19 protein-coding genes are annotated in these 19228 nt (G+C 71.4%); 11 read left to right on the top strand and 8 right to left on the bottom strand.

Annotated elements, in window-relative coordinates:
- Nucleotides 1-15 precede the first annotated feature (15 nt).
- The gene (locus ACFWNN_RS09090) at nt 16-651 is read right to left on the bottom strand and encodes a TetR/AcrR family transcriptional regulator (protein ID WP_382439350.1); all 636 of its coding nucleotides are present in this window, start codon (nt 649-651) and stop codon (nt 16-18) included.
- A gap of 123 nt (nt 652-774) precedes the next feature.
- On the opposite strand from ACFWNN_RS09090, the gene ACFWNN_RS09085 reads away from it, so the two are divergent.
- Genes ACFWNN_RS09085 through ACFWNN_RS09065 form a run of 5 tightly spaced genes read left to right on the top strand, consistent with a single transcriptional unit; the run spans nt 775 to nt 6869 of the window.
- Nucleotides 775-1893, top strand: a complete 1119-nt coding sequence (locus ACFWNN_RS09085) for a VOC family protein (protein ID WP_382439349.1) — start codon at nt 775-777, stop codon at nt 1891-1893.
- Nucleotides 1890-2825 carry a fumarylacetoacetate hydrolase family protein gene (locus ACFWNN_RS09080; RefSeq protein WP_382439348.1) on the top strand — a complete coding sequence of 312 codons (936 nt, stop codon included), beginning with the start codon at nt 1890-1892 and terminating at the stop codon, nt 2823-2825. Before ACFWNN_RS09085 ends, ACFWNN_RS09080 begins: the two co-directional genes overlap by 4 nt.
- The gene (locus ACFWNN_RS09075; protein WP_382439347.1) at nt 2822-4255 is read left to right on the top strand and encodes a bifunctional 3-(3-hydroxy-phenyl)propionate/3-hydroxycinnamic acid hydroxylase; all 1434 of its coding nucleotides are present in this window, start codon (nt 2822-2824) and stop codon (nt 4253-4255) included. The genes ACFWNN_RS09080 and ACFWNN_RS09075 overlap by 4 nt, the downstream gene beginning before the upstream one ends.
- Nucleotides 4246-5607, top strand: coding sequence for a sulfatase (locus ACFWNN_RS09070; RefSeq protein ID WP_382439346.1), 1362 nt, complete (start codon nt 4246-4248; stop codon nt 5605-5607). The genes ACFWNN_RS09075 and ACFWNN_RS09070 overlap by 10 nt, the downstream gene beginning before the upstream one ends.
- Nucleotides 5604-6869, top strand: a complete 1266-nt coding sequence (locus ACFWNN_RS09065; protein ID WP_382439345.1) for a DUF1254 domain-containing protein — start codon at nt 5604-5606, stop codon at nt 6867-6869. The genes ACFWNN_RS09070 and ACFWNN_RS09065 overlap by 4 nt, the downstream gene beginning before the upstream one ends.
- 2 nt (nt 6870-6871) lie before the next feature.
- Here the strand turns inward: ACFWNN_RS09065 and ACFWNN_RS09060 are convergent, their stop codons facing one another.
- From ACFWNN_RS09060 to ACFWNN_RS09040, 5 genes are read right to left on the bottom strand one after another with little or no spacing between them, the layout of a single operon-like run.
- Entirely contained in the window at nt 6872-8374 is a 1503-nt protein-coding gene (locus ACFWNN_RS09060; protein WP_382439344.1) for a multicopper oxidase family protein, read from the bottom strand.
- A complete protein-coding gene (locus ACFWNN_RS09055; RefSeq protein ID WP_382439343.1) occupies nt 8371-8949 on the bottom strand; it encodes an ABC transporter permease in 579 nt (192 codons plus the stop codon). Before ACFWNN_RS09055 ends, ACFWNN_RS09060 begins: the two co-directional genes overlap by 4 nt.
- Entirely contained in the window at nt 8946-9992 is a 1047-nt protein-coding gene (locus ACFWNN_RS09050; protein ID WP_382439342.1) for a medium chain dehydrogenase/reductase family protein, read from the bottom strand. The genes ACFWNN_RS09055 and ACFWNN_RS09050 overlap by 4 nt, the downstream gene beginning before the upstream one ends.
- Before the next feature lie 33 nt (nt 9993-10025).
- Nucleotides 10026-10439, bottom strand: coding sequence for a Dabb family protein (locus ACFWNN_RS09045; RefSeq protein ID WP_382439341.1), 414 nt, complete (start codon nt 10437-10439; stop codon nt 10026-10028).
- Nucleotides 10436-11626 carry an MFS transporter gene (locus tag ACFWNN_RS09040; protein ID WP_382439340.1) on the bottom strand — a complete coding sequence of 397 codons (1191 nt, stop codon included), beginning with the start codon at nt 11624-11626 and terminating at the stop codon, nt 10436-10438. The genes ACFWNN_RS09045 and ACFWNN_RS09040 overlap by 4 nt, the downstream gene beginning before the upstream one ends.
- A 236-nt stretch (nt 11627-11862) precedes the next feature.
- Between ACFWNN_RS09040 and ACFWNN_RS09035 the strand changes: the two genes are divergently transcribed.
- From ACFWNN_RS09035 to ACFWNN_RS09010, 6 genes are all read left to right on the top strand, one after another.
- Nucleotides 11863-12972, top strand: a complete 1110-nt coding sequence (locus ACFWNN_RS09035; protein ID WP_382439339.1) for a sensor histidine kinase — start codon at nt 11863-11865, stop codon at nt 12970-12972.
- Nucleotides 12969-13622 carry a response regulator gene (locus ACFWNN_RS09030; RefSeq protein ID WP_382439338.1) on the top strand — a complete coding sequence of 218 codons (654 nt, stop codon included), beginning with the start codon at nt 12969-12971 and terminating at the stop codon, nt 13620-13622. Before ACFWNN_RS09035 ends, ACFWNN_RS09030 begins: the two co-directional genes overlap by 4 nt.
- A 162-nt stretch (nt 13623-13784) precedes the next feature.
- Nucleotides 13785-14723, top strand: coding sequence for a hypothetical protein (locus tag ACFWNN_RS09025; RefSeq protein WP_382439337.1), 939 nt, complete (start codon nt 13785-13787; stop codon nt 14721-14723).
- Nucleotides 14720-15796, top strand: a complete 1077-nt coding sequence (locus ACFWNN_RS09020) for a hypothetical protein (protein ID WP_382439336.1) — start codon at nt 14720-14722, stop codon at nt 15794-15796. Before ACFWNN_RS09025 ends, ACFWNN_RS09020 begins: the two co-directional genes overlap by 4 nt.
- A gap of 4 nt (nt 15797-15800) precedes the next feature.
- Nucleotides 15801-16154, top strand: coding sequence for a hypothetical protein (locus tag ACFWNN_RS09015; RefSeq protein ID WP_382439335.1), 354 nt, complete (start codon nt 15801-15803; stop codon nt 16152-16154).
- Nucleotides 16155-16811 (top strand): caspase domain-containing protein, encoded by a 657-nt coding sequence (locus ACFWNN_RS09010; protein ID WP_382439334.1) that lies wholly within the window; start codon nt 16155-16157, stop codon nt 16809-16811.
- 5 nt (nt 16812-16816) lie between these two features.
- Here the strand turns inward: ACFWNN_RS09010 and ACFWNN_RS09005 are convergent, their stop codons facing one another.
- On the bottom strand, nt 16817-17500 hold the full coding sequence (locus tag ACFWNN_RS09005) for an SAM-dependent methyltransferase (RefSeq protein WP_382439333.1): 684 nt from the start codon (nt 17498-17500) through the stop codon (nt 16817-16819).
- A 107-nt stretch (nt 17501-17607) separates the two neighbouring features.
- Complete coding sequence (locus ACFWNN_RS09000; RefSeq protein ID WP_382439332.1) at nt 17608-19209, bottom strand: FAD-dependent monooxygenase; 1602 nt, start codon at nt 19207-19209, stop codon at nt 17608-17610.
- Nucleotides 19210-19228: the final 19 nt, after the last annotated feature.

Raw genomic sequence — 19228 nt, 5'->3', positions numbered from 1 at the left:
TTATCGCCGCACGGTTCAGGAGATCTCGGGCAGCGGCCGCGTGACGACCTCGGCCGAGTCCTCCGGGGACAGTCCGAGCATCCGGAGCACCATCTCGGCCATGCCCGCGGCGGCCGTGTCGCAGTCGACGTCCGGGCGGGCGAAGCGCAGTTCGATCAACGCGAGGAGCGTGCCGCCCAGCGCGGTCATGGCCAGCACGACGTCGACCGGCAGGAAGCGGCCGGTGGCGATGCCGTGTTCCAGGTCGCGGCGGGCGCGCGGGGCGAGGCCCGTGTCGGCGTGCAGCAGGCCGATGGAACGGCGGCGCAGCACCTGCATGAGCTCGGGATGGGTGTCGGCCATGCGGGCGGCCAGCCGGAAGCCGCCGGCCAGGAGCTCGGCCGGGTCCTCCACGCCGTCGAGGCCTCGGTCGAAGGCGGCGCCGAACTCCTCCATCGCCTCGGTGACGGCGGCGTCGAAGAGGTCCGCCTTCGACGCGAAGTGGTTGTAGAAGGAGCCGAAACCGACGTCGGCGCGTTCCGCGATCTGCTGGATGCTCGCCGCGCTCTCCTCGCCCTCCGCCAGGAGCTTGCGCGCCGCGGTGACCAGGGACTGCCTGGTCGCGGCACGGCGGCGTTCGTTGCGGGTGCCGGACTGGGCCGTGGTCGCCATGCGCGCGAGCCTAGCAGCGGAACTGACGGTCGTCACAAAACTGAGGATTTCATCAGAAACGTTGCGGGGTCACTCTGGGTGATGGCATGGTCATAACTGATGAAGTCATCAGAAGGAGGGCGGATGCGGACCGCACATCAGGACCTGCACAGCGAGTTCGGCGGGCTGCGGCACGAGCACGCCGGACGGGCGCGGAACCCGGTGATCAAGGTCGCGGACCTCACGTGGCTGGAGTTCGAGAAGCCCGACCTGGACCGGGCGGCGGTGTTCGCGCGGGACTTCGGCTTCGAGGTCGCGGCACGGGAACCGGACGCGCTGTGGTTGCGCGGCACGTTCGAAGGGCCGCCGTGCATGGTGATCCGCAGAGGACGGTCGTCGCGGTTCATCGGGCCCGCGTTCCGCGCCGCCGAGAGCGCGGATCTGCACCGGCTCGCCCGCGCCACCGGACGGGACGTGCGCGCGGCCGACGTTCCCGGCGGTGGAGAGGTGGTGGATCTCCTCGACCCGTCAGGGTTCCCGGTGCGGGTGGTGCACTGCGCGCTGGCGCTGCCGGCGTTGCCCGAGCAGGTGCCGCTGACGCTCAACTTCGGCACCGGGAAGCCGCGCACGAACGCGACCCAGCGGCCGCCGCGCGAGCCGTCGCGGATCCAGCGGCTCGGGCACGTCGTGCTGGAGACGCCGGTGTTCGGCCGCGCGCTCGACTGGTACCTGGAGACGCTCGGCATGATCGTCAGCGACTTCCTGTTCCTCGACGGGCACCGCGACCGCGGCCCGACCATGGCGTTCATCCGCTGCGACCGCGGCACCGAGGCCGCCGACCACCACACGCTCGCGATGCACCTGGGTCCCGGCACCGGGTACGTGCACTCCGCCTACCAGGTCACCGACCTCGACTCGATCGCGGCGGGCGGCGAGTACCTGGCCGAACGCGGGTACCGGCGCAGCTGGGGCATCGGCCGGCACGTGCAGGGCAGCCAGCTCTTCGACTACTGGCGCGACCCCGACCGGTTCATGCTGGAGCACTTCGCCGACGGCGACCTGTTCTCGTGCGACGTCGAACCCGGCTGGGCGCCGATGTCCGCGTCCGGCCTCGCCCAGTGGGGGCCGCCGGTCACCCGCGACTTCCTCGGCACCGACCCCTCCCCCGCGCTCGTCCGCCGGCTCGTGGCGGCGCTGCGCGACGACGACAACGAGATCGACCTCGCCCGCCTCGTGGCCCTGAAGAAAGCGATGTCCTCATGAGCACCAACGTCCTGCGCACCCACGACGGCTGGTGGGTCGCCCGCGGTGATCTCGCCGTGCCCGTCGACACGAGGGCTGAGACGACCGCCGAGCTGATCGCCGACGCCGCAGCCGTGAAAGCCGCCAGGGAGTCCACTGAGGACGGTGTGCCGATCGCGGAGCTGGAGCCGCTGTCGCCGGTCACGACGCCGTGCCGGGTGGTGGCGCAGATGGTGAACTACCGCAGCCACGCCAAGGACTCCGGGTTCACCGGGGACATCCCGCCCGCGTTCTTCCGCAAGGCGTCCGGCTCGGTCAGCGCGCCCGGCGGCGCGATCAGGCGGCCGGCGCACGTGCGGTTCCTCGACTACGAGGTCGAGCTCGGGCTGGTGCTGGGCGCACCGCTGCCGATCGGCGCGACCGTCACCGAGGAGGACCTGCCGAAGTACCTGGCGGGGCTGGTGATCACCAACGACGTGAGCGCCAGGGACGTGCAGCTGACCAAGACGCAGTTCTACGAGAGCAAGTCCTACCCGACGTTCACGCCGACCGGCCCGTTCCTCGCGCTGCTCGACGCCGAGGACTTCCCGCACCTCACGAGCCTGCGGCTGTCGTTGTCCGTCAACGGGGAGCTGCGCCAGGACCGCACGGTCACCGACATGATCGTCCGGCCCGCGCAGGCGCTGACGCTGCTCGCCCGGTTCCAGGCGCTCGACCCCGGCGACCTGCTGCTCACCGGCACGCCCGGCGGCACCGCGCTGAAGGCCCCGCCGAAGATCGCGGAGAAGATCGGCGCGCTGCTGCCCGCCGACGTGAAGTGGAGGATGTTCTTCCGCAGCCAGTCCCGCAACCCGCGCTACCTCGCCGACGGCGACGTCGTGACCGCGACCATCGCCACGCCGGACCGCCGGATCGACCTCGGCCGCCAGCACACGCCCGTGGTGGGCACGTGACGGTCGTGATCGTCGGCGCGGGCCCGGTCGGGGTCACCGCCGCGTTGCTGCTGGCTCGTCAGGGCGTGCCTTCGATCCTGTTGGAGCGGCACGACGACATCTACCCGTTGCCCCGCGCGGTCGCGGTCGACGACGAGGTGCAACGGATCCTGCAGGCCGCCGGGGTCGCCGGGGCGTTCGCGGCGATCTCCCGTCCGTCGCGCGGGTTGCGGCTCGTCGACGCACGGCACCGCGTGATCGCCGAGTTCGCCCGTTCTTCGGTTGGCGTGCACGGGTTTCCGCAGACGAGCATGTTCGACCAGCCCGCGCTGGAACGCGTGCTGCGCGACGAGCTCGCCCGCCGGCCGTTGTGCGAGCTGCGTTCGGGTGTGGAGGTCGTGGCCGTGCGGGAGGGGTCGGTCACGTACCTGAAGGACGGCGTCGCCACGACGATCGAGGCCGACGCGGTGCTGGGCTGCGACGGCGCGAACAGCCTGACGCGCCAGGCGATCGGCGCGTCCTGGCACGACTTCGGGTTCGCGGAGGAGTGGACGGTCGTCGACGTGCGCACAGACGCGGCCGTGCGCTCCTGGGACGGCGTCGACCAGGTCTGCGATCCGCGACAGCCCGCCACGTTCATGCGGATCGGCGAGGACCGCTACCGCTGGGAGTTCCGGCGTTCGGCCGGGATCGACGACTCCCAGCTGCGCGCGCTCGTGGCGCCGTGGGTGCGGCCCGCGCCGGACGAGAAGTTCGAGGTGGTCAGGAAGGCCCGCTACACGTTCCGGGCGCGGGTCGCGGACCGGTGGCGGCGCGGCCGGGTCTTCCTGCTCGGCGACGCGGCGCACCAGACGCCGCCGTTCGTCGGGCAGGGCCTGTGCGCGGGCCTGCGGGACGCGGCGAACCTCAGCTGGAAGCTCGCGCTGGTGGTGCGCGGCGCCGACGAACGCCTGCTGGACACCTACGAGGCCGAACGCTCACCGCACGTGCGCCGCGTCATCCGGATCGCGGTGGCGGCGGGCTGGGCGATGACCGGCGGGCAGGACCGCGCGGCGTCGTTGCGGCACAAGGCCACCGCCGCGCTGTGCCGAATGCCTGGCGTGCCAGGACTGCTGAACCGCGAGCGAGGGGTGGCGCGGGGTCCGTTGAGCCGGGGCACGACCTGCCCGCAACCGCGCGTGGGCGGCCGGCCTCTGGACGACCTGCTCGGCGTCTCCTTCGCCGTGGTGGCAAGGGAACCTACGCCGGGCGTGCGGGCGATCGCGGCGGCGCTGGGAGCTCCGATCGTGCAAGCGGACGAACTCGACGAGTGGCTGAGGAGAGAACGAGTGGACGCGGTGCTGATCCGTCCGGACAGGACGGTCGTGGACGTGGTGCCGGCCGGGGCGAGCGAGTTCACCGGGGTGGCCGGCTGGGCCAGGCTGGTGACCGGGAGGACGGCATGTCCCTGACCCGTCGCGCCTTCGGAGGACTGCTGGGCACCGCGGCCGCGGGCCTGTCCGTCCCGGCGGCCCAGGCCGGGCCCGCCCGCCGCCCGAACGTCCTGATCATCCTCGCCGACGACCTCGGCTGGGCCGACCTGTCCTGCTACGGCTCACCGCACGTCAAGACGCCGAACCTGGACCGCCTGGCAGCGCGGGGAGTCCGGTTCACCGACGGCTACTCGGGGTCGTCGACCTGCTCCCCCACCCGGCTGAGCCTCTACACCGGCCGCTACCCGGGACGCATCCCGGCCGGGCTCGAGGAACCGATCGAGGGGCCCGGCGCCGGACTCGACCCGAACCACCCGACGCTGGCGTCGATGCTGCGGTCCGCGGGCTACACGACCGCGATGATCGGCAAGTGGCACTGCGGTTCGCTGCCGTCGCACAGTCCGACGCGGTCCGGCTGGGACGAGTTCTTCGGCAACTTCGGCGGCTCGATGGAGTACTACTCGAAGCTCGACACGGAAGGCCGTTACGACCTGTACGAGGGCGAGACGCCGTACCAGGACCTGCGGTACTACACGCGCATCCTCACCGAACGGGCCACCGAGTTCGTCCGGCGCGAGCACGACAGGCCGTGGCTGCTCAACCTCAACTTCACCACCCCGCACTGGCCGTGGATCGCCGAGGGTGACGTGCAGGAGGCGCGCCGGCTCGAGAACCTGATCCGCACCCTGCCACCGGAGCAGAAGACGCTCGCCATGGCCCACCTCGACGGCGGGTCGGTGGCCAAGTACACGCAGATGGTCGAGGACCTCGACCGTTCGATCGGCGAGGTGCTCGACCGCCTCGGCCCCGACACGCTGGTGATCTTCTCCAGCGACAACGGCGGCGAACGCTTCTCCTACACCTGGCCGTTCGCGGGCATCAAGGGCGTGCTGCAGGAGGGCGGCATCCGCGTCCCGACCATCGTCGGCTGGCCTGCCCGCCTGCGCGGCGGCCAGGTCAGCTCCACCCCGGTGTTCACCCCGGACTGGACCGCGACCGTGCTCGAACTCGCCGGCGCACAACCCGTTCTGCCCCTCGACGGCGTGAGCCTCGCCGGACACCTGCTACGTGGCGAGGCAGCACCGCAGCGAAACCTGTTCTGGCGCACCGAAACCCAGCGCGCGCTCCGCCGAGGCAGGTGGAAGTACTACCGCGCGGAGGACACCGACCTGCCGTTCTACCGGGGCAAGGACCTGCTGTTCGACCTGGAGGCGGACCCGCGCGAACAGGCCAACCGCGCCCTGCACGAGCCGGCCCTGGTCGCCGAGCTCCGTGCCGCCTGGGAAGCCGTCGACGCGGATCTGCTGCCCTACCCGGAGGAAACCCGATGATCATCGCACTCGCCGTGGCCACCGTCGCCGGCCTGCTCGCGCCGTCCACCGCCGTCTCCGCCGAGCAGGCCGCCCTGAACGCCTACCTCTACACCTATCCGCTGGTGTCGGTGGAGGTCACCAAGCGCGGTTCAGGGTTGCCCGCCAACCAACTCGCACACATGCCGGTGGTGCCGGACGCGTCGTTCACCGACGTGGTCCGCCCGAACGTCGACACCCTCTACACCTCGATGTTCTTCGACACCTCGGCCGGACCGGTGGTCGTCACCGTGCCGGACATGCACGACCGCTACCACCTCTTCCAGCTCATGGACGCGTGGACGAACGTCGAGGGCTCCCCCGGCACCCGCACGATCGACGCCGCCGGTTACCGGTTCGCGATCGTCGGCCCGCACTGGCGCGGCACGCTCCCGCCCGACGTGCACGTCCAGCGGATGTCGACCGACACCGGCTGGATGCTCGGCCGGATCCAGCTCAACGGCCAGGAGGACCTCCCGGCCGTACGGGCGTTGCAGCAGCAGATCACCGTCGAGGCCGCCGCAACGCCACAGCCGCGCGCCACCGTGCCCGAGATCATCCACAGCCTGACCGCGCAGCAGTACTGGGACCTCTACTACTCCAGCGGATCGCATGACCAGCCACGGCCGGAGGACAAGAAGTTCCTGCGCGAGATGAAGCGCCACGGCTGGAGTCCCGGCGAGCCGGTCGACCTGGCGAAGATGCCCGACGTGTGGGAGTCGGCGTGGCCCCAGGCGTTGGCGGAGCTGGACACCGGTCTCGGCGGCACGCCGGTCAACGGCTGGACCACCCTGCTCGACGGCATCGGCGAGTACGGCACCGACTACCGGGCGCGGGCCATCGTCGCCCGCCACCTGCTGGCCGCGAACCTGCCGGAGGACGCGGTCTACCCGAGCACGAACGTCGACGCCGACGGGCAGCAGCTGGCCGGTGGGCACAGCTACGTGCTGCACCTCCCGGCCGACCGGCTGCCGCCCGTCCACGCCTTCTGGTCCCTGACCGCCTACAACGCCCAGGGCTACCTGATCGACAACCCGGATGACCGCTACGCCGTGCGCGGCGAACAGCTCGTGCCGAACGCGGACGGCTCCGTCGACATCCATCTCGGCCCGAGCGGGCACCAGAACTGGTTGCCCACGCCCGCGAGCGGTGAGTTCAGCCTCGTGCTGCGGTTGTACTGGCCGGGGCAGCAGGTGCTCGACGGGCAGTGGCACCCGCCGGCCGTCCAGCGCGTGGACGGCTGACCTCAGGGATGCCGGTGGCCCGGAGCCGTGATCCGGCCCGGTGACTGTCCCTCACCCAGCACGACGAACTGGCTCATCATGCCCTCGTCCTCGTGCAGGGTGAGGTGGCAGTGGAGCATGTAGGGCGTGTCCGGGTCGGCGTAGTCGCTGAACCTCATCGCCAGCCGGTAGCGCCGGTCGGTGCCGAGCTGGATCGTGTCCTTCCAGCCCGCCAGGTGCGGTGGTGGCCGTTGGCCGTCGATGTCGAGCACCTGGAACTGGACGTCGTGCACGTGCAGGTTGTGCATGTAGCCGTTGGTGTTGGTGACTTCCCAGACCTCGGTGCTGTCCAGGCGGACGGCGAAGTCGATCCTGGCCATGTCCATCTTGGCGCCGTTGATGGTGCGCCCGGACAGTGCGAACGACCTGGTCTCGGCGACCGGCTGGGTGTGCAGGTCCGGGGCGGTGCCCAGCTTCTCGGGCAGCCGGCCCGCGTCGGCGAGGGTGCCGGCGGCGCGGAACTGGACGAGGTCCAGCCTGTCGTCGGCGCCGTTGAGGCGGGCGCCGAGGGCGTCGTAGCCGAAGGTGGTCGGGTAGGACCGCAGTTCGGTCGTCTCGCCCGGCTGGAACTCGACGACGATCTCGGCGCGTTCGCCCGGCGACAGTTGCAGCCGCGAGGTCTGCCACGGCTCGGGGAGCAGGCCGCCGTCGGTGGCGATCAGGTGGAACGGGCGGTCGTCGGCGAAGCCGAAGTTGTAGAGGCGGGAGTTCGAGGCGTTGAGCAGGCGCAGGCGGACCTGGCGGGTGGTGATCTCGGTGCGGGGACCTCGGGTGCCGTTGACGAGGATCTCGTCGCCGAGGACGCCGCCGGTGCTCATGAACGGGGCGGAGTGGTCGAACTGGTTGTCACCGTCGAACTTCCTGTCCTGCACGATCAACGGCAGGTCGTCCACGCCGTAGTCGTCGGGCAGGCCCAGGCCGGCGGAGTTGTCGTCGTCGAGGAGGAACATCCCGGCGATGCCCCGGTAGAGGTGGTCGGCGGTCCGGCCGTGCAGGTGCGGGTGGTACCAGAGGGTCGCGGCCTGCTGGCTGATCGTCCACTGCGGACGCCAGGTGGCGCCGGGCTCGACCAGCTGGTGCGGGCCGCCGTCCATGTCCGCGGGCAGGTGCATGCCGTGCCAGTGCAGGGACGTCGCCTCGGCCAGGCCGTTGCGGACGGAGAACGCCACCTTCTCCCCTCGCTTCGCGCGCAGCGTCGGGCCGAGGAAGGTGCCGTTGACACCCCAGGTCTTCGTCGCCTGGCCATCCAGGAACCGGGTGTCGCCGGAGCGGATGTCCAGGTCGAACGTGCGGACCCCGGAAGAGTCCACAGTGGAGGGAGCCGGCGGCGGGATCACGAGTTCCTGGGCGAAGTCCACCTTTCCCGCGGTGTCGAGCCTGGCCTGGAGGTAGAACACTCCGAACGCGGCGCCGCTCACCAGCAACAGCGCCACGACGGACAGGGCGGTCCAGCGCAGGATCTTCACGCGGCGACCGCCAGGCCGAGCCGGTGCGCACCCAGGCGACGGCGTTCGAGGACGGCGGCGACCAGGTAGCCGAGACCGCCCGCGAGGGCGATCGTGGCGTAGACACCCGCGACGTCGAAGAACAGGGACGCCGCGCCGGCCAGGGCGAGGAACGAGCCGAGCTGGTAGTGCAGGGTGATGGCGCGGGCCACGCCCTCGGCGATGGTGATCAGGCCCACGAGGAGGACCGAGCCCGCCGGCCAGAGCACGTCCTGCAGATCGGGGTCACCGAGGGACACGCCGGTGATCGCGATCGCCAGCGCCGCGAAGCCCGTGCACCACGCGATGCCCAGCAGTTTCTCGGCCTGGCGACGGGACTCGCTCGCGCCCCGTTGCGCCCTCATCCCGGCCCGCACGGCCAGGCCCAGGGCCGGGATCAGGCCCGCGGCCAGCAGGGTGAGCGGGAGCCAGGCCGGCAACCCGAACACCGGGTCGGGGCCCTTGGACAGGGCGGCGGTGCCGTGGCCGACCAGGTAGGCGGCGGCGAAGGTGAGGTAGGCGGCGCGGCTGTCGACCTCGCCCGGTGGGAGGGTCACCGGTCCTCCTGCCCGACGATGACGACCTTGCCGAGGACGGTGCGCGACTCGGCCAGTGCCAGTGCCTCACCGGCCTGGGCGAGCGGGAAGCGGCCGCCGATCTGCGGTGCCAGCACGCCGTCCGCGACGAGCCGCAGCAGCTTCGTCAGGTCCTCGTGCTGACGGGCCCGGAACGCCGCCAGGTTCCGCTTTCCGGCCCACAGGTTGTAGAAGGTCGCGCCGCGCCCGTTGGGCAGGAGGTTCCAGGCGTACAGCCGCCCGAACAGCGCGATCATCGAGCCCAGCCCGTTCTCCCCCTTCTGGGACGCCGAGCCGTAGTTCACCAGCGTGCCGCCGCGCCGCAGCAACGCCCAGGACTGCTTCAGCCCTGGGCCGCCGACGTGGTCGAACACCGCGTCGACGCCGTTCGGTGCCAAGGCGCGGATTCGGTCGTACAGCGCGGGATCGCGGTAGTCGACCGGGGTCGCGCCCAGCTTCAGCACCGCGTCGTGGTGGCGGGCCGACGCGGTGCCGATGACCTTGATGCCCGCGTGCCGAGCGAGCTGCACGAGCGTCGACCCGACGCCGCCGTTGGCGCCCAGCACGACGACGGTGCCGCCCTTGGCCACCTTCGCGGTGCGGTGCAGCATCTGCCACGCCGTGACGCCGTTGACGAGCACGGTCTCCGCGGCCGCCGGGTCGACGCCCGGCGGTACCGCCACCAGGTCGGCCGCGTCGAGCACCAGGTGGCTCGCCCAGCCGCCGACCTTGGTCACCGCCGCGTACCGGCCGCCCCGCAGCGCGGAGTCCACGCCGGGACCGGTCGCGACGACCGTGCCCACGACGTCGTAGCCGGGGACGAACGGGAACGGCGGCTGGTCGTAGTACTTGCCGAGCCGCATCTGCTGCTCGGCGAACGACACCCCGGTCGCTTCCATCCGCAGCACGAGCTGGCCCCGCGCCGGGGCGGGCAGGTCGCGGACCCGCACCTGCAGGCCGTCGGGAGCGACCGCGCCGGGCAGCACGATCTCGGTCGCACGGGTGGTGGCGGCAACGCCGGTCATCACGAACCTTTCTGCGTCAGGGGAAGGAGAAGGTCAGGCCTGCGTGCCGGGGGCGCCGCTGCCGCTGTACTCGCCGAGGTCGGCCACCAGATCGGCGACGTCCGGGTTGCCCGCGTACCGGCGGCGGTGGACGTCGGCGATCTTGGCGCCCAGGTCCGGGTCGGCGTCGTCGGTGATGTCGAACGAGACGAACTTGTCGATCAGCGGCAACCCGAGGCGGTCGACCTCCAGGTGCGCCGGGTGGTTCATCATCTGCTCGTAGTCGTCGAGGGTCTCGAGGACCGACACCGCGCCGAAGTCGTACTCACCGCCGAAGTCGCGGCCGATCACGTACGACCGGACCGTCGTCATCTGGGCGGACGCGGCCCGCATGGCCGCGAGGCCCGCCGCCACCTCCTCGTCCGTCACGCCGGGCTTGAGGGAGAAGCGAATGCCGTGGTAGATCACCGAAAGGTCCTTTCAGAAGTGGTGCGGAGGGACACGCCGGCGACGAGTCCGCCGGCGAGCATGGCCACGCCCGACCAGGTGAAGGCGGTGCCGACACCGGTGAACGCGATCAGGGGCTGCACGAGCAGCGGGGAGAGGAACTGCCCCAGGAAGATCCCGGAGACGAGTCCACTGAGGACACGGCCGCGCCACGCGGGCGGCGCGGCGTCGGACAGCCGCAGCGTGAGGTTCGGGATCGCGAGGCCGACCCCGAGCCCGCCGACGAAGAGCCCGGTGGAGGTGCCCGCGACCGAGCCGGTGATGCCGATCAGCGACCAGCCGAGTCCGAGCAACGCGACGCAGAGCACGGTGACGGCGCTGGACGACAACTTCGCTCGCACCGCGGGGAAAGCGAAGCCGCCGATCGTGCTGGCCAGCGTGCTGCACGCGACCACGACACCGACGAGCACCGGCCCGTTGCCCTGCGCGGCCAACAGGAACGGCACCTGCGTCGGGGCCATGTAGAACGCCATCGTGGCGACCAGGGCCAGTGCGTAGATGCCCAGCACTCCCCCGGTGAACACCGGCCCGCGGGCCGTGGCGGACGGAGCGGCGGGCGACCGGTCCCGGACGCTGAACACCGCGGCCAGAGCGACGAGCGCCGCCGTCGTGTAGAGCCAGAACGGCACCCGCCACCCGACGGTGGCCAGCAGGCCCGCGAGCGGCAGCAGCACGACCCCGCTGAGGCTCGCGAACACCTGCTGCAACCCGAGGAACGCCGTGCGGGCGGGTCCGTCGAACCAGTCGGCGATGATCGCGTTGACCGCCGTCATCACGCCCGCCACGGCGACGCCGAGCACCGCCCTGCTCACCAGCAGCAGGACGAGGTCACCGAGGAAGTAGCCGATCGTGCCGCTGACCGCGTAGAGCACCAGGCTCGCCAGCAGCAACGAACGGCGGCCGAGCCGGTCCGCCGCCAGCCCCGCGAACGGAGCGGTGAGCGCGACCGTCAGCGACGTGATCGTCAGCGCGAGCCGGACGAGCAGCGAGGCTCCCCGCTGGCCGGCGAAGACCTGCTCCATCATCGGCAGGCTCGGCGCGATGATCGCCGGCGCCATGATGGTGAGCGTGGCGGCGGCGAGCACCGTGCCGCGACTCAGCGCACCGGGTGTCCGCCACACCGGCGCGCCAGTTGTTCCGGGCTGCACAAGAAACTCCGTGGATACCGAGGGATTCGCCGGCGGGAAATCGCCGATCTCGATCACCACAAAAGCTATTCACCCGGACGTGTCGCGTCTTCGGACGACGGTGCCGTTCCGCAGTCCGTTCCGGGGAGGAATCAGCGCCCGTCTCCTACCACGGGAGGAGACGGGCATCATGCTTTCGGCCCTCATCGCCGCGGGACGCACGACGAGGACGCCTCGCCGCCCTACCATCCGTGGTCATGCGCTTTCTGCCGCGCGGCCACGACGCGTTCATCACGAGGACCGCGCTTCTCGGCAGCGCTTTCGGCGCCCTCAACCTCTTCTACACCGAGGAGTGGGGCTGGATCCTCGCCCTGGCGATGCTGCCCGCGTTGCTCGTGCGGCTCGCCTGGCGGCGCATGCCCGGCTGGCTGCTGCTGACGTGGCTCGTGATCCCCACGCTCATCGGCGACATCGCGGTCGTCACGCACACCTCGACCATGGTGCTGATCATCGGGATGGTCGTGGTCGCGGCGGGCAGCACCCGGCGCGTCGACACGATCGCGCTCACGGTGTGCCTGTTCTCCCCGTTCGTCGTCTGGGCCCTGGACACCAACAGCTGGCACCGCGGCATCGGCGCCTGGCTGTGGTCGGGAGGCCTGCTGCTCGGCTGGGTGCTCGGGCGGCTGGCCGGTGAGCAACAGACCCTGATCGCAGAGCTCGAACGCACCAGGAGCGAGCTCGCCGACGCCGCCGTCATCGCCGACCGGCAGCGGATCGCCCGCGACCTGCACGACATGGTCGGCCACAGCTTCAGCGTCGTCCTGCTGCACCTCGCGGGCGCGCGGATGAACCTCGCCGCCAACCCGGACGAGGCGGTGAAAGCCTTGCAGCAGGCGGAGACCGTCGGCCGCGAGGGCATGGACGAGCTGCGCCAGGCCCTGGTGCTGATGCACCGCGGCACCCCGGCACCGACCGTCTCCGGGCTCGGTGATCTGGAGGACCTGATCGCCACCTACCGGGACGCCGGCCTGCACGTCGACCTCACCGTCGCCGACGGCGTCGACCAGATCGAGGCCGCGCCGCGCATCGTCCTGCACGACGTGGTCCGCGAGGCGCTCACCAACGCGGCCAAGCACGCGCTGCGGCCGGAGGCGTCGGTCCACATCGGACTCGACGACGACGCCATCGCGGTCCGGATCACCAGTCCGCACGCGCCGGGCGTCCCTCGCGGAGGAGCAGGCATGGGGCTGACCGGCCTGGAACACCGCGTCTGCGCGATCGACGGAACCTTCACGGCCTCGCCCGAACGCGGCGGATGGACGGTCCAGGCGTCGTTCCCGCGCCGGCTGGTCGAGGTGCGGGCGTGATCAGGGTGCTGCTGGTCGACGACCAGCCGATGATCCGCGCCGGGCTCTCGCTGGTGCTGCGCAGCCAGCCCGACATGCAGGTCGTCGGCGAACGGGACGACGGCACCGACATCGTCCGCGTCGTCGCCGAGTGCACGCCGGACGTCGTGTGCATGGACGTCCGCATGCCCGGGATCGACGGCGTCGAGGCCACCCGGCACCTGCGCGCGGCGAACGGCCCGCCGGTGTGCGTCCTGACCACGTTCGACGACGAGGACGTGCTGTGGTCCGCGGTCGAGGCGGGCGCGGCGGGGTTCGAGCTCAAGTCCGCCACGGCCGAGAACCTCGTCGAGGCGGTCCGCACGGTCGCGGGCGGCGGCGCGTGGATCGACGGCAGGCTGCTGCGCCCGATCCTCACCACCTACCGCCGGATCGCCCGTGCCGTGCCCCGCACGCCCGACCTGCCGTCGACCGTCACCGAACGCGAGCGCGACGTGCTGCGGCTGATCGCCCGCGGCCTGTCCAACCGGGAGATCGCCGAGCACCTCAGCCTCGCCGAGACCACCGTGAAGACCCACGTCGGCTCGTTGTTCGCGAAGCTCGGGGCCCGCGACCGCGCCGCCGCCATCGTGTTCGCCTACGACTGCGGCCTCGTTCTCCCGAACCGCTGAATCGCGCCGGCCGGAAATGCCGAAGAAGCTCATTAGTTCCGATTCCATTTCACGAGTCCACGATTAACTCGAAAGAGTGAACGTCCGCAATTCCGATAACAGCGCACTTCGCGATCGCTACTAACCCGGTGGTTGTACGCCGTTTCCCCGGAGGGACCCACCGTGTTCGAGCACCAAGCCCAGCCCTTGCCGGGCTGGCGAGGGGGCGACGGCAACGCCGCCTACCTCGACAAGAACCTGCGCCACCAGCCGATGGAGATGTACCTGGACGACACCGTCAGCTGGCGGTTCGTCCTCCAGCTCTGGCTGCGCGGCGCCATCGTGTCGTTCGTCGTCGGAGTGCTGTTCTGGTCGATCGGCTTCATCCTCATCGCCCTCGCGGTCGGCGGAAGCAGCAGTAGCAGCACCAGGTACGGCAGCAGCAGTAGCGCGGACACCGGCACCGCCGGAGCGGCGGCCTTCTTCATGGGAGCCGGGTCCCTGCTGGCCGTCGTGGTCTTCCTGGTGGTCGTGCTGCTCAGCAGGCTGCCGGAGCCGATCGCCGAGTGGCGGATCGTGCTGGCCGACCGCGCCGACTACGCGGAGTCGGCCTACCACCAGATCTCCGGCACGATGTTCCGCCGCCAGCTGCCGGTCAGGGGCGGGCCGCGGCGCATCCGCACGGGCAGCGCGCCGACGGACCTCGACCACCGGCTCTACATCACCGAGGGCGACTACCAGATCTACGTCTCGGTCTTCCGCTACGGCACGAGCCTCTACCTGGGCTGGCAGATGTGGCGGTCCCGCCGCGGCGCCACGCTGATCTGGCAGTTCCTCGTCGGCATCTTCCGCAGCATGGTCGGGCACAACGACCCGGAGATCGCCATGATGCGCGCCGACCGGGCGCGGGCCATGCGCGAGGCCGTCCACGCCGCGTGCCGCGAGGGCCTGATGGTGGCCGTCGACGAGATCCAGGTGCCCGAGCACTTCGGCTTCCCCAACGGCCTGCCGCCCGTCGAGGAAGGCCGGTTCGCCGCCGCGCCGGTGCCGGGTGGGTTCGTGGCGCCCGCGCAGGTCCAGGAGACCGGTCGGCACGGGATGCCGGAGCCGCAGACGCCGTGACGGTTCCCGGAGTTCTGCTCGAGAGCACGCCCGGCACGAGCTGGGCGTGGATCGGTGTGCGCGTGCGTCCCGCCCAGAAGATGAGCGAGACGTCGGCGTACCCGGACGTGGACGAGTCGCAGCGGCTCACCCGGACCATCACCCGCGAGCAGGCCTGGCTCACGAGCCTGTGGACGACCGACGCGCACGCCCGCTGGGAGCTCCGGTACCGCAGCGATCCCGCGACGAAGCTGCTGTCGTGCACCATTCTCGGGCGGGTGGAGGACGACGATCCACGACTGGCCGTGGAGGCGGCGGTGCGGTTGCGCGACCGGCTCACCGACTCGCCCGCTCACGTGCGCACGGACCCGCTGCTCGACGTGGGCGAGGTCAAGGGACACCTCGTGCCCGGCGCGCGCGACGGCCGCAGCACGGTCGAGGTGCGCAAGCGGCTGACCTCCTCGGCCTGCACCCGGCCGGAGACGCGGCGGCGGTTCTGCTTCGCCGTGTCGCCGTTGCGGCCACCGGAGGACCGGTCGTGGGAACCGTTGTGGCGCGAGCTGACGCTCATGCCGGAGCCGACCGTGCTCAGCGTGTACCTGGAGCCGTACCGGCCTTCGCCCGTGCTGGTGGACGACCTGCGCCGGCTCGCGGCGGAGTACGCCTACCTGGCGCGGCCCGGCGCGCCCAGTCCGGTGTGGAGCCAGCAGGTGGAACCCGACGGCCTGGCCGTGCACGCGGCCCCGCTCTACGCCCGCGCCGCCGCCGCGTATGCCTCGGGGCCGTGCTTCCGCACGCGGATCTCCGTCGCGTCCCAGGGACCTCTGGGCCACGGGTTCGCGGAGCTCGCCGCCGCCGTCACCGGCGGCGGGGTGGCCTGTCCGCCTCCTCCCTGGGAGCAGGACGCCTTCTGGCGCAACTTCGGCGGTCTCAACCGGGACTGGCTGGAGCACACCTACGGCCAGGGCGGCCCGGTCGCCGCCATGCGCGACACCGAGCGCATCCTCTGCGACCTGTCCGATGTGGACGAAGCCGCGCTGACGTTCCGCCTGCCGTACCAGGTGACGAGCCACCTGCCGTTGTTCGAGAGGTGATCCGGTGAAGGACGAGTTCCTCTTCGAGTTCGAGGGCGACGAGCCCGAGAACGACCGCAACGCCCGTGACCTCCTCGACTGGATGGACGAGGACCTGCGCGGCAGCGGCAGGCTTCGCATCAACGGTCCCGGTGAGGGCGAACTGGGCGGTGCCGCCGACGCGGTGATCGTGCCGTCCGGTTCCGTGCCGCTGGGCCGGCCGTTCCTCGACTGGCTGACCGAGCGGACCAAGTCGAGGCGGATCACCCTGCGGGTCTCCGCCACGCACAAGGGAGAACTGCTCCGGATCGACGTCGGGGACCCGGTGGCCGCGCAGGAGCTGCGGAGCACGATCGCGCGGCTGCTGGACGAGGCCTGAGTGCTCCGGGCGCGCGCCGTGCTGGTCGGCACCAGCACCTACACCAGGGGCCTGTCCCAGCTCGACTGGTCCGAGTCCAACGTGAACGACCTGCACGACGCGCTCGTCGAGGACTTCGACCCCGGCGGCGTGCACGTGCTCGTCGACCCGCCGGACGCGCAGCTCGTGCTCAACCGGCTCGAGATGTGCGTGGCGTCCAGCGCGGACCTGGTGTTGTTCTACTACACGGGACACGGCCTGCGGGACGAGGCCGACCGGCTGTGTCTCGCACTGCCGGGGTCGGTGGACAAGCCGCAGCACGCCCGGAACACGTCGCTCCCGGTGGACTCGGTGTTCGAGATCCTCCAGCGCCCCTCGCACCAGCGGCGGGTGGTGATCCTCGACTGCTGCTACTCCGGTCTGGCGATGGACGCGCCCGCCGCCGCGGACCTGCACCTGCTGACGGCCACGAGCCGCAAGCGCAAGGCCGCGTACCGGAAGGAGGACCGCCACACCGAGTTCACCGGTGAGCTGCTGCGGTTGCTGGGCGACACTCCCGGGCCTCTCGACCTCGGCACCGCCTACCGCCACCTGGACAAAGCACTGGGCGGCCGGGGTCTGCCCCGGCCGCAGCAGCGATGTGTCAACCACAGCGCGGACTTCGTGCTGCGGCCGTAGGGACTTCAGAGGCGGCGGACGCGGCCGAGCCACGCCGCGAGCTGGACCTCGCCGTGGGCGGGCAGGCCTCGCTGCACGGCCACCTCGGAGATCTGCTCGGTGATGAAACCCTCGTAGTGGGCGGGTTCGACGCTCTCGACCTCCCAGCCGTCGGTGAAGGCCTTCGGGATCACGTCGGCGCCGATGCTGGAGCTCAGGCCGGGCGCCGCGTCGGAGTGGGCGAGGATGTGCACCAGGGCGCCGGGGTTCGTCAGCGAGTGCAGCACGGCGGCGTAGTCCTTGGCCGCGTTGGAGTCGCCGTACGCGCCAAAACCGTGGAACAGTGCCACGTCGACGATCGTGTCGAAGCCGCCGGACAGGAACGGGTGCCGTTCGGGGTGCAGCATGTTGGCCACCTCGAAGCGGGCGGCCGGCACGCCTCGTTCGGTGGCGGTGCGGCGGGCGTAGGCGATCGCGCTCGGCGAGAGGTCGACGCCCAGGGCCTCGTAGCCGAGCTCGGTGAACAGGATGGTGTGCTCACCGGAGCCGCAGCCGGGTTCGAGCACCCGGCCGCGGATCAGGCCGGCGGCCTCCAGCGCGGCGATCGCGGGTTGCGGGCCGCCGATGAGCCACGGCGCGGTGCCCTCGTCGTACATGAAGTTCCAGTACTCCGGATCTTCGAAGCCGCGGGACTCGTCGGTCTGTGTCATGGCTTCAGTGTGGGGACCGGTCACGTACGTGAACACTGCTCGAAAACGAACCCACTGGGTTGTGCGGTATGGAATACAGGTCCGCGGGCCGAGGACGCTGGATGGGCTCAGGCGGTCGGCTGCACGCGGGTCAGCACGGTGTCCAGGAAGTCCGTGACGCTCGAAGACTCCGGTTCCGCCACCGCCGCGATGTGGCCGTCCGGGCGGACCAGCACCAGCAACGGGCCGTTCACCTGGTACGCGCGGTAGGCCGCTTCCTCCTCCGGCGGGATCACGTGGGTGGTGATCGCGACGGCGTAGCGGTCGTCGAGGCTCGCGGCCAGCCGGTCGGTGTCGAGCGCCTGCGCCGCGAAGAGCAGGACGTGGTAGCCCGTGCCGTGGGTCAGGTCGAGCACGCTGCTCGCGCCGTCCCGGGTGGGCCTGATCTCCGCGTACGGCGCCCTGTCCCCCGCCCGCAACGCTCCGGCGCCGGGGCCGACGGCCGCCGACCTGGGGTACCTGATCCACAGCTGCGAGAACATGTGGAAGAACATCCGGCGGATCGGGGCGAGCCGGGACACCACGCCGACCACGCGGGTCGCCACGTGCGTGCGCATCCACACCGCCACGGCGCTGTTGCCGGTCTCCAGCTTGAAGCCGAGGTCGGTGCGCTTGAGCACGGTGCGGGCGATCGGGCGGCGTTCCGACTCGTAGGTGTCGAGCAGCCACTCGGGTGCCTCGCCGTTCACGACCTGCGCGAGCTTCCAGGCGAGGTTGACCGCGTCGCCGACGCCGAGGTTGAGGCCCTGGCCGCCCGCCGGGTTGTGGATGTGCGCGGCGTCGCCGGCGAGGAAGACGTTGCCCACGCGGAACTTCGACGCGATCCGGCTGTGGAAGCGGAACATCGACGCCCAGACGATCTCCTTCAGCCGGGCGTCCACTTTGAAGTAGCTGTCGAACCACTGCTGCAGGTCGGCGGGCGCGAGCGGCGCGTAGGCCCCGTGCGAGGGGTTCTGCTGGTCCGGCGCCTGCTCCAGTTCCCGTGGCACCACACCGAAGAGCCGGCAGCGGCCCGACGCCAGCGGCAGGATTCCGACGAACCCGCCGCGGGTCAGGTTGAGCCGCATGCCCCGCACGCCGAGGTCGACGTCGAGCGTCACGTCGGCGAGCATGCCCGCCTGGTCGTAGGTCTCGCCGTCGAACGACTGGCCGACGAACCCGCGCACGACGCTGCTCGCCCCGTCGGCGCCGACGACCCGGCGCGCGGTGATCGACGCGCCTTCGGCGGTGGTCACGACGACGAGATCACCGGTGTCGGTCAGGCCGGTCACGGCGGTGTTCCACTCGACGTCGACGTGGTGTTCCTTCAACGCCTCCACGAGCACGCGCTCGGTCTCGAACTGCTCCAGCGCGAGCGCGTAGGGGAACCGCGTGCGGTCGCCCGTGCCCTCGCCCGCGAGCGGCATGTCGCCCACGTGCCGCCCGGCCTCGTGGATGGCGACGTCGGTGATCGGCAGGCCGCGCGCGACCGCCGCCTCCGCGACGCCGAGCCGGTCGAAGAGCTCCAGCGTGCGGGCGTGCACGATCGCGGCGCGCGCCTGTTCGACGGGACCGGGCTTGGCGTCCACGATCCGCACGCGCACCCCGTGCTGGGTGAGCATCAGGGCGGTGCACAGGCCGGTCGGGCCCGCGCCCACCACCAGGACGTCACAGTCGCGTTCGTCGCGCATCGGCTTCCTCATTCACGTC

This window comes from Lentzea sp. NPDC058450 (assembly GCF_042721395.1).
GTDB lineage: Bacteria > Actinomycetota > Actinomycetes > Mycobacteriales > Pseudonocardiaceae > Lentzea.
Note: the sequence above shows the minus strand (reverse complement) of the source record. Positions and strands in the feature narration are given on the sequence as shown.

Bases quoted from the DNA above. Each gene is read 5' to 3' on its own strand.
- ACFWNN_RS09090 (WP_382439350.1), bottom strand. From the start codon at position 651: ATGGCGACCACGGCCCAGTCCGGCACCCGCAACGAACGCCGCCGTGCC.
- ACFWNN_RS09085 (WP_382439349.1), top strand. From the start codon at position 775: ATGCGGACCGCACATCAGGACCTGCACAGCGAGTTCGGCGGGCTGCGG.
- ACFWNN_RS09080 (WP_382439348.1), top strand. From the start codon at position 1,890: ATGAGCACCAACGTCCTGCGCACCCACGACGGCTGGTGGGTCGCCCGC.
- ACFWNN_RS09070 (WP_382439346.1), top strand. From the start codon at position 4,246: ATGTCCCTGACCCGTCGCGCCTTCGGAGGACTGCTGGGCACCGCGGCC.
- ACFWNN_RS09065 (WP_382439345.1), top strand. From the start codon at position 5,604: ATGATCATCGCACTCGCCGTGGCCACCGTCGCCGGCCTGCTCGCGCCG.
- ACFWNN_RS09050 (WP_382439342.1), bottom strand. From the start codon at position 9,992: ATGACCGGCGTTGCCGCCACCACCCGTGCGACCGAGATCGTGCTGCCC.
- ACFWNN_RS09035 (WP_382439339.1), top strand. From the start codon at position 11,863: ATGCGCTTTCTGCCGCGCGGCCACGACGCGTTCATCACGAGGACCGCG.
- ACFWNN_RS09005 (WP_382439333.1), bottom strand. From the start codon at position 17,500: ATGACACAGACCGACGAGTCCCGCGGCTTCGAAGATCCGGAGTACTGG.
- ACFWNN_RS09000 (WP_382439332.1), bottom strand. From the start codon at position 19,209: ATGCGCGACGAACGCGACTGTGACGTCCTGGTGGTGGGCGCGGGCCCG.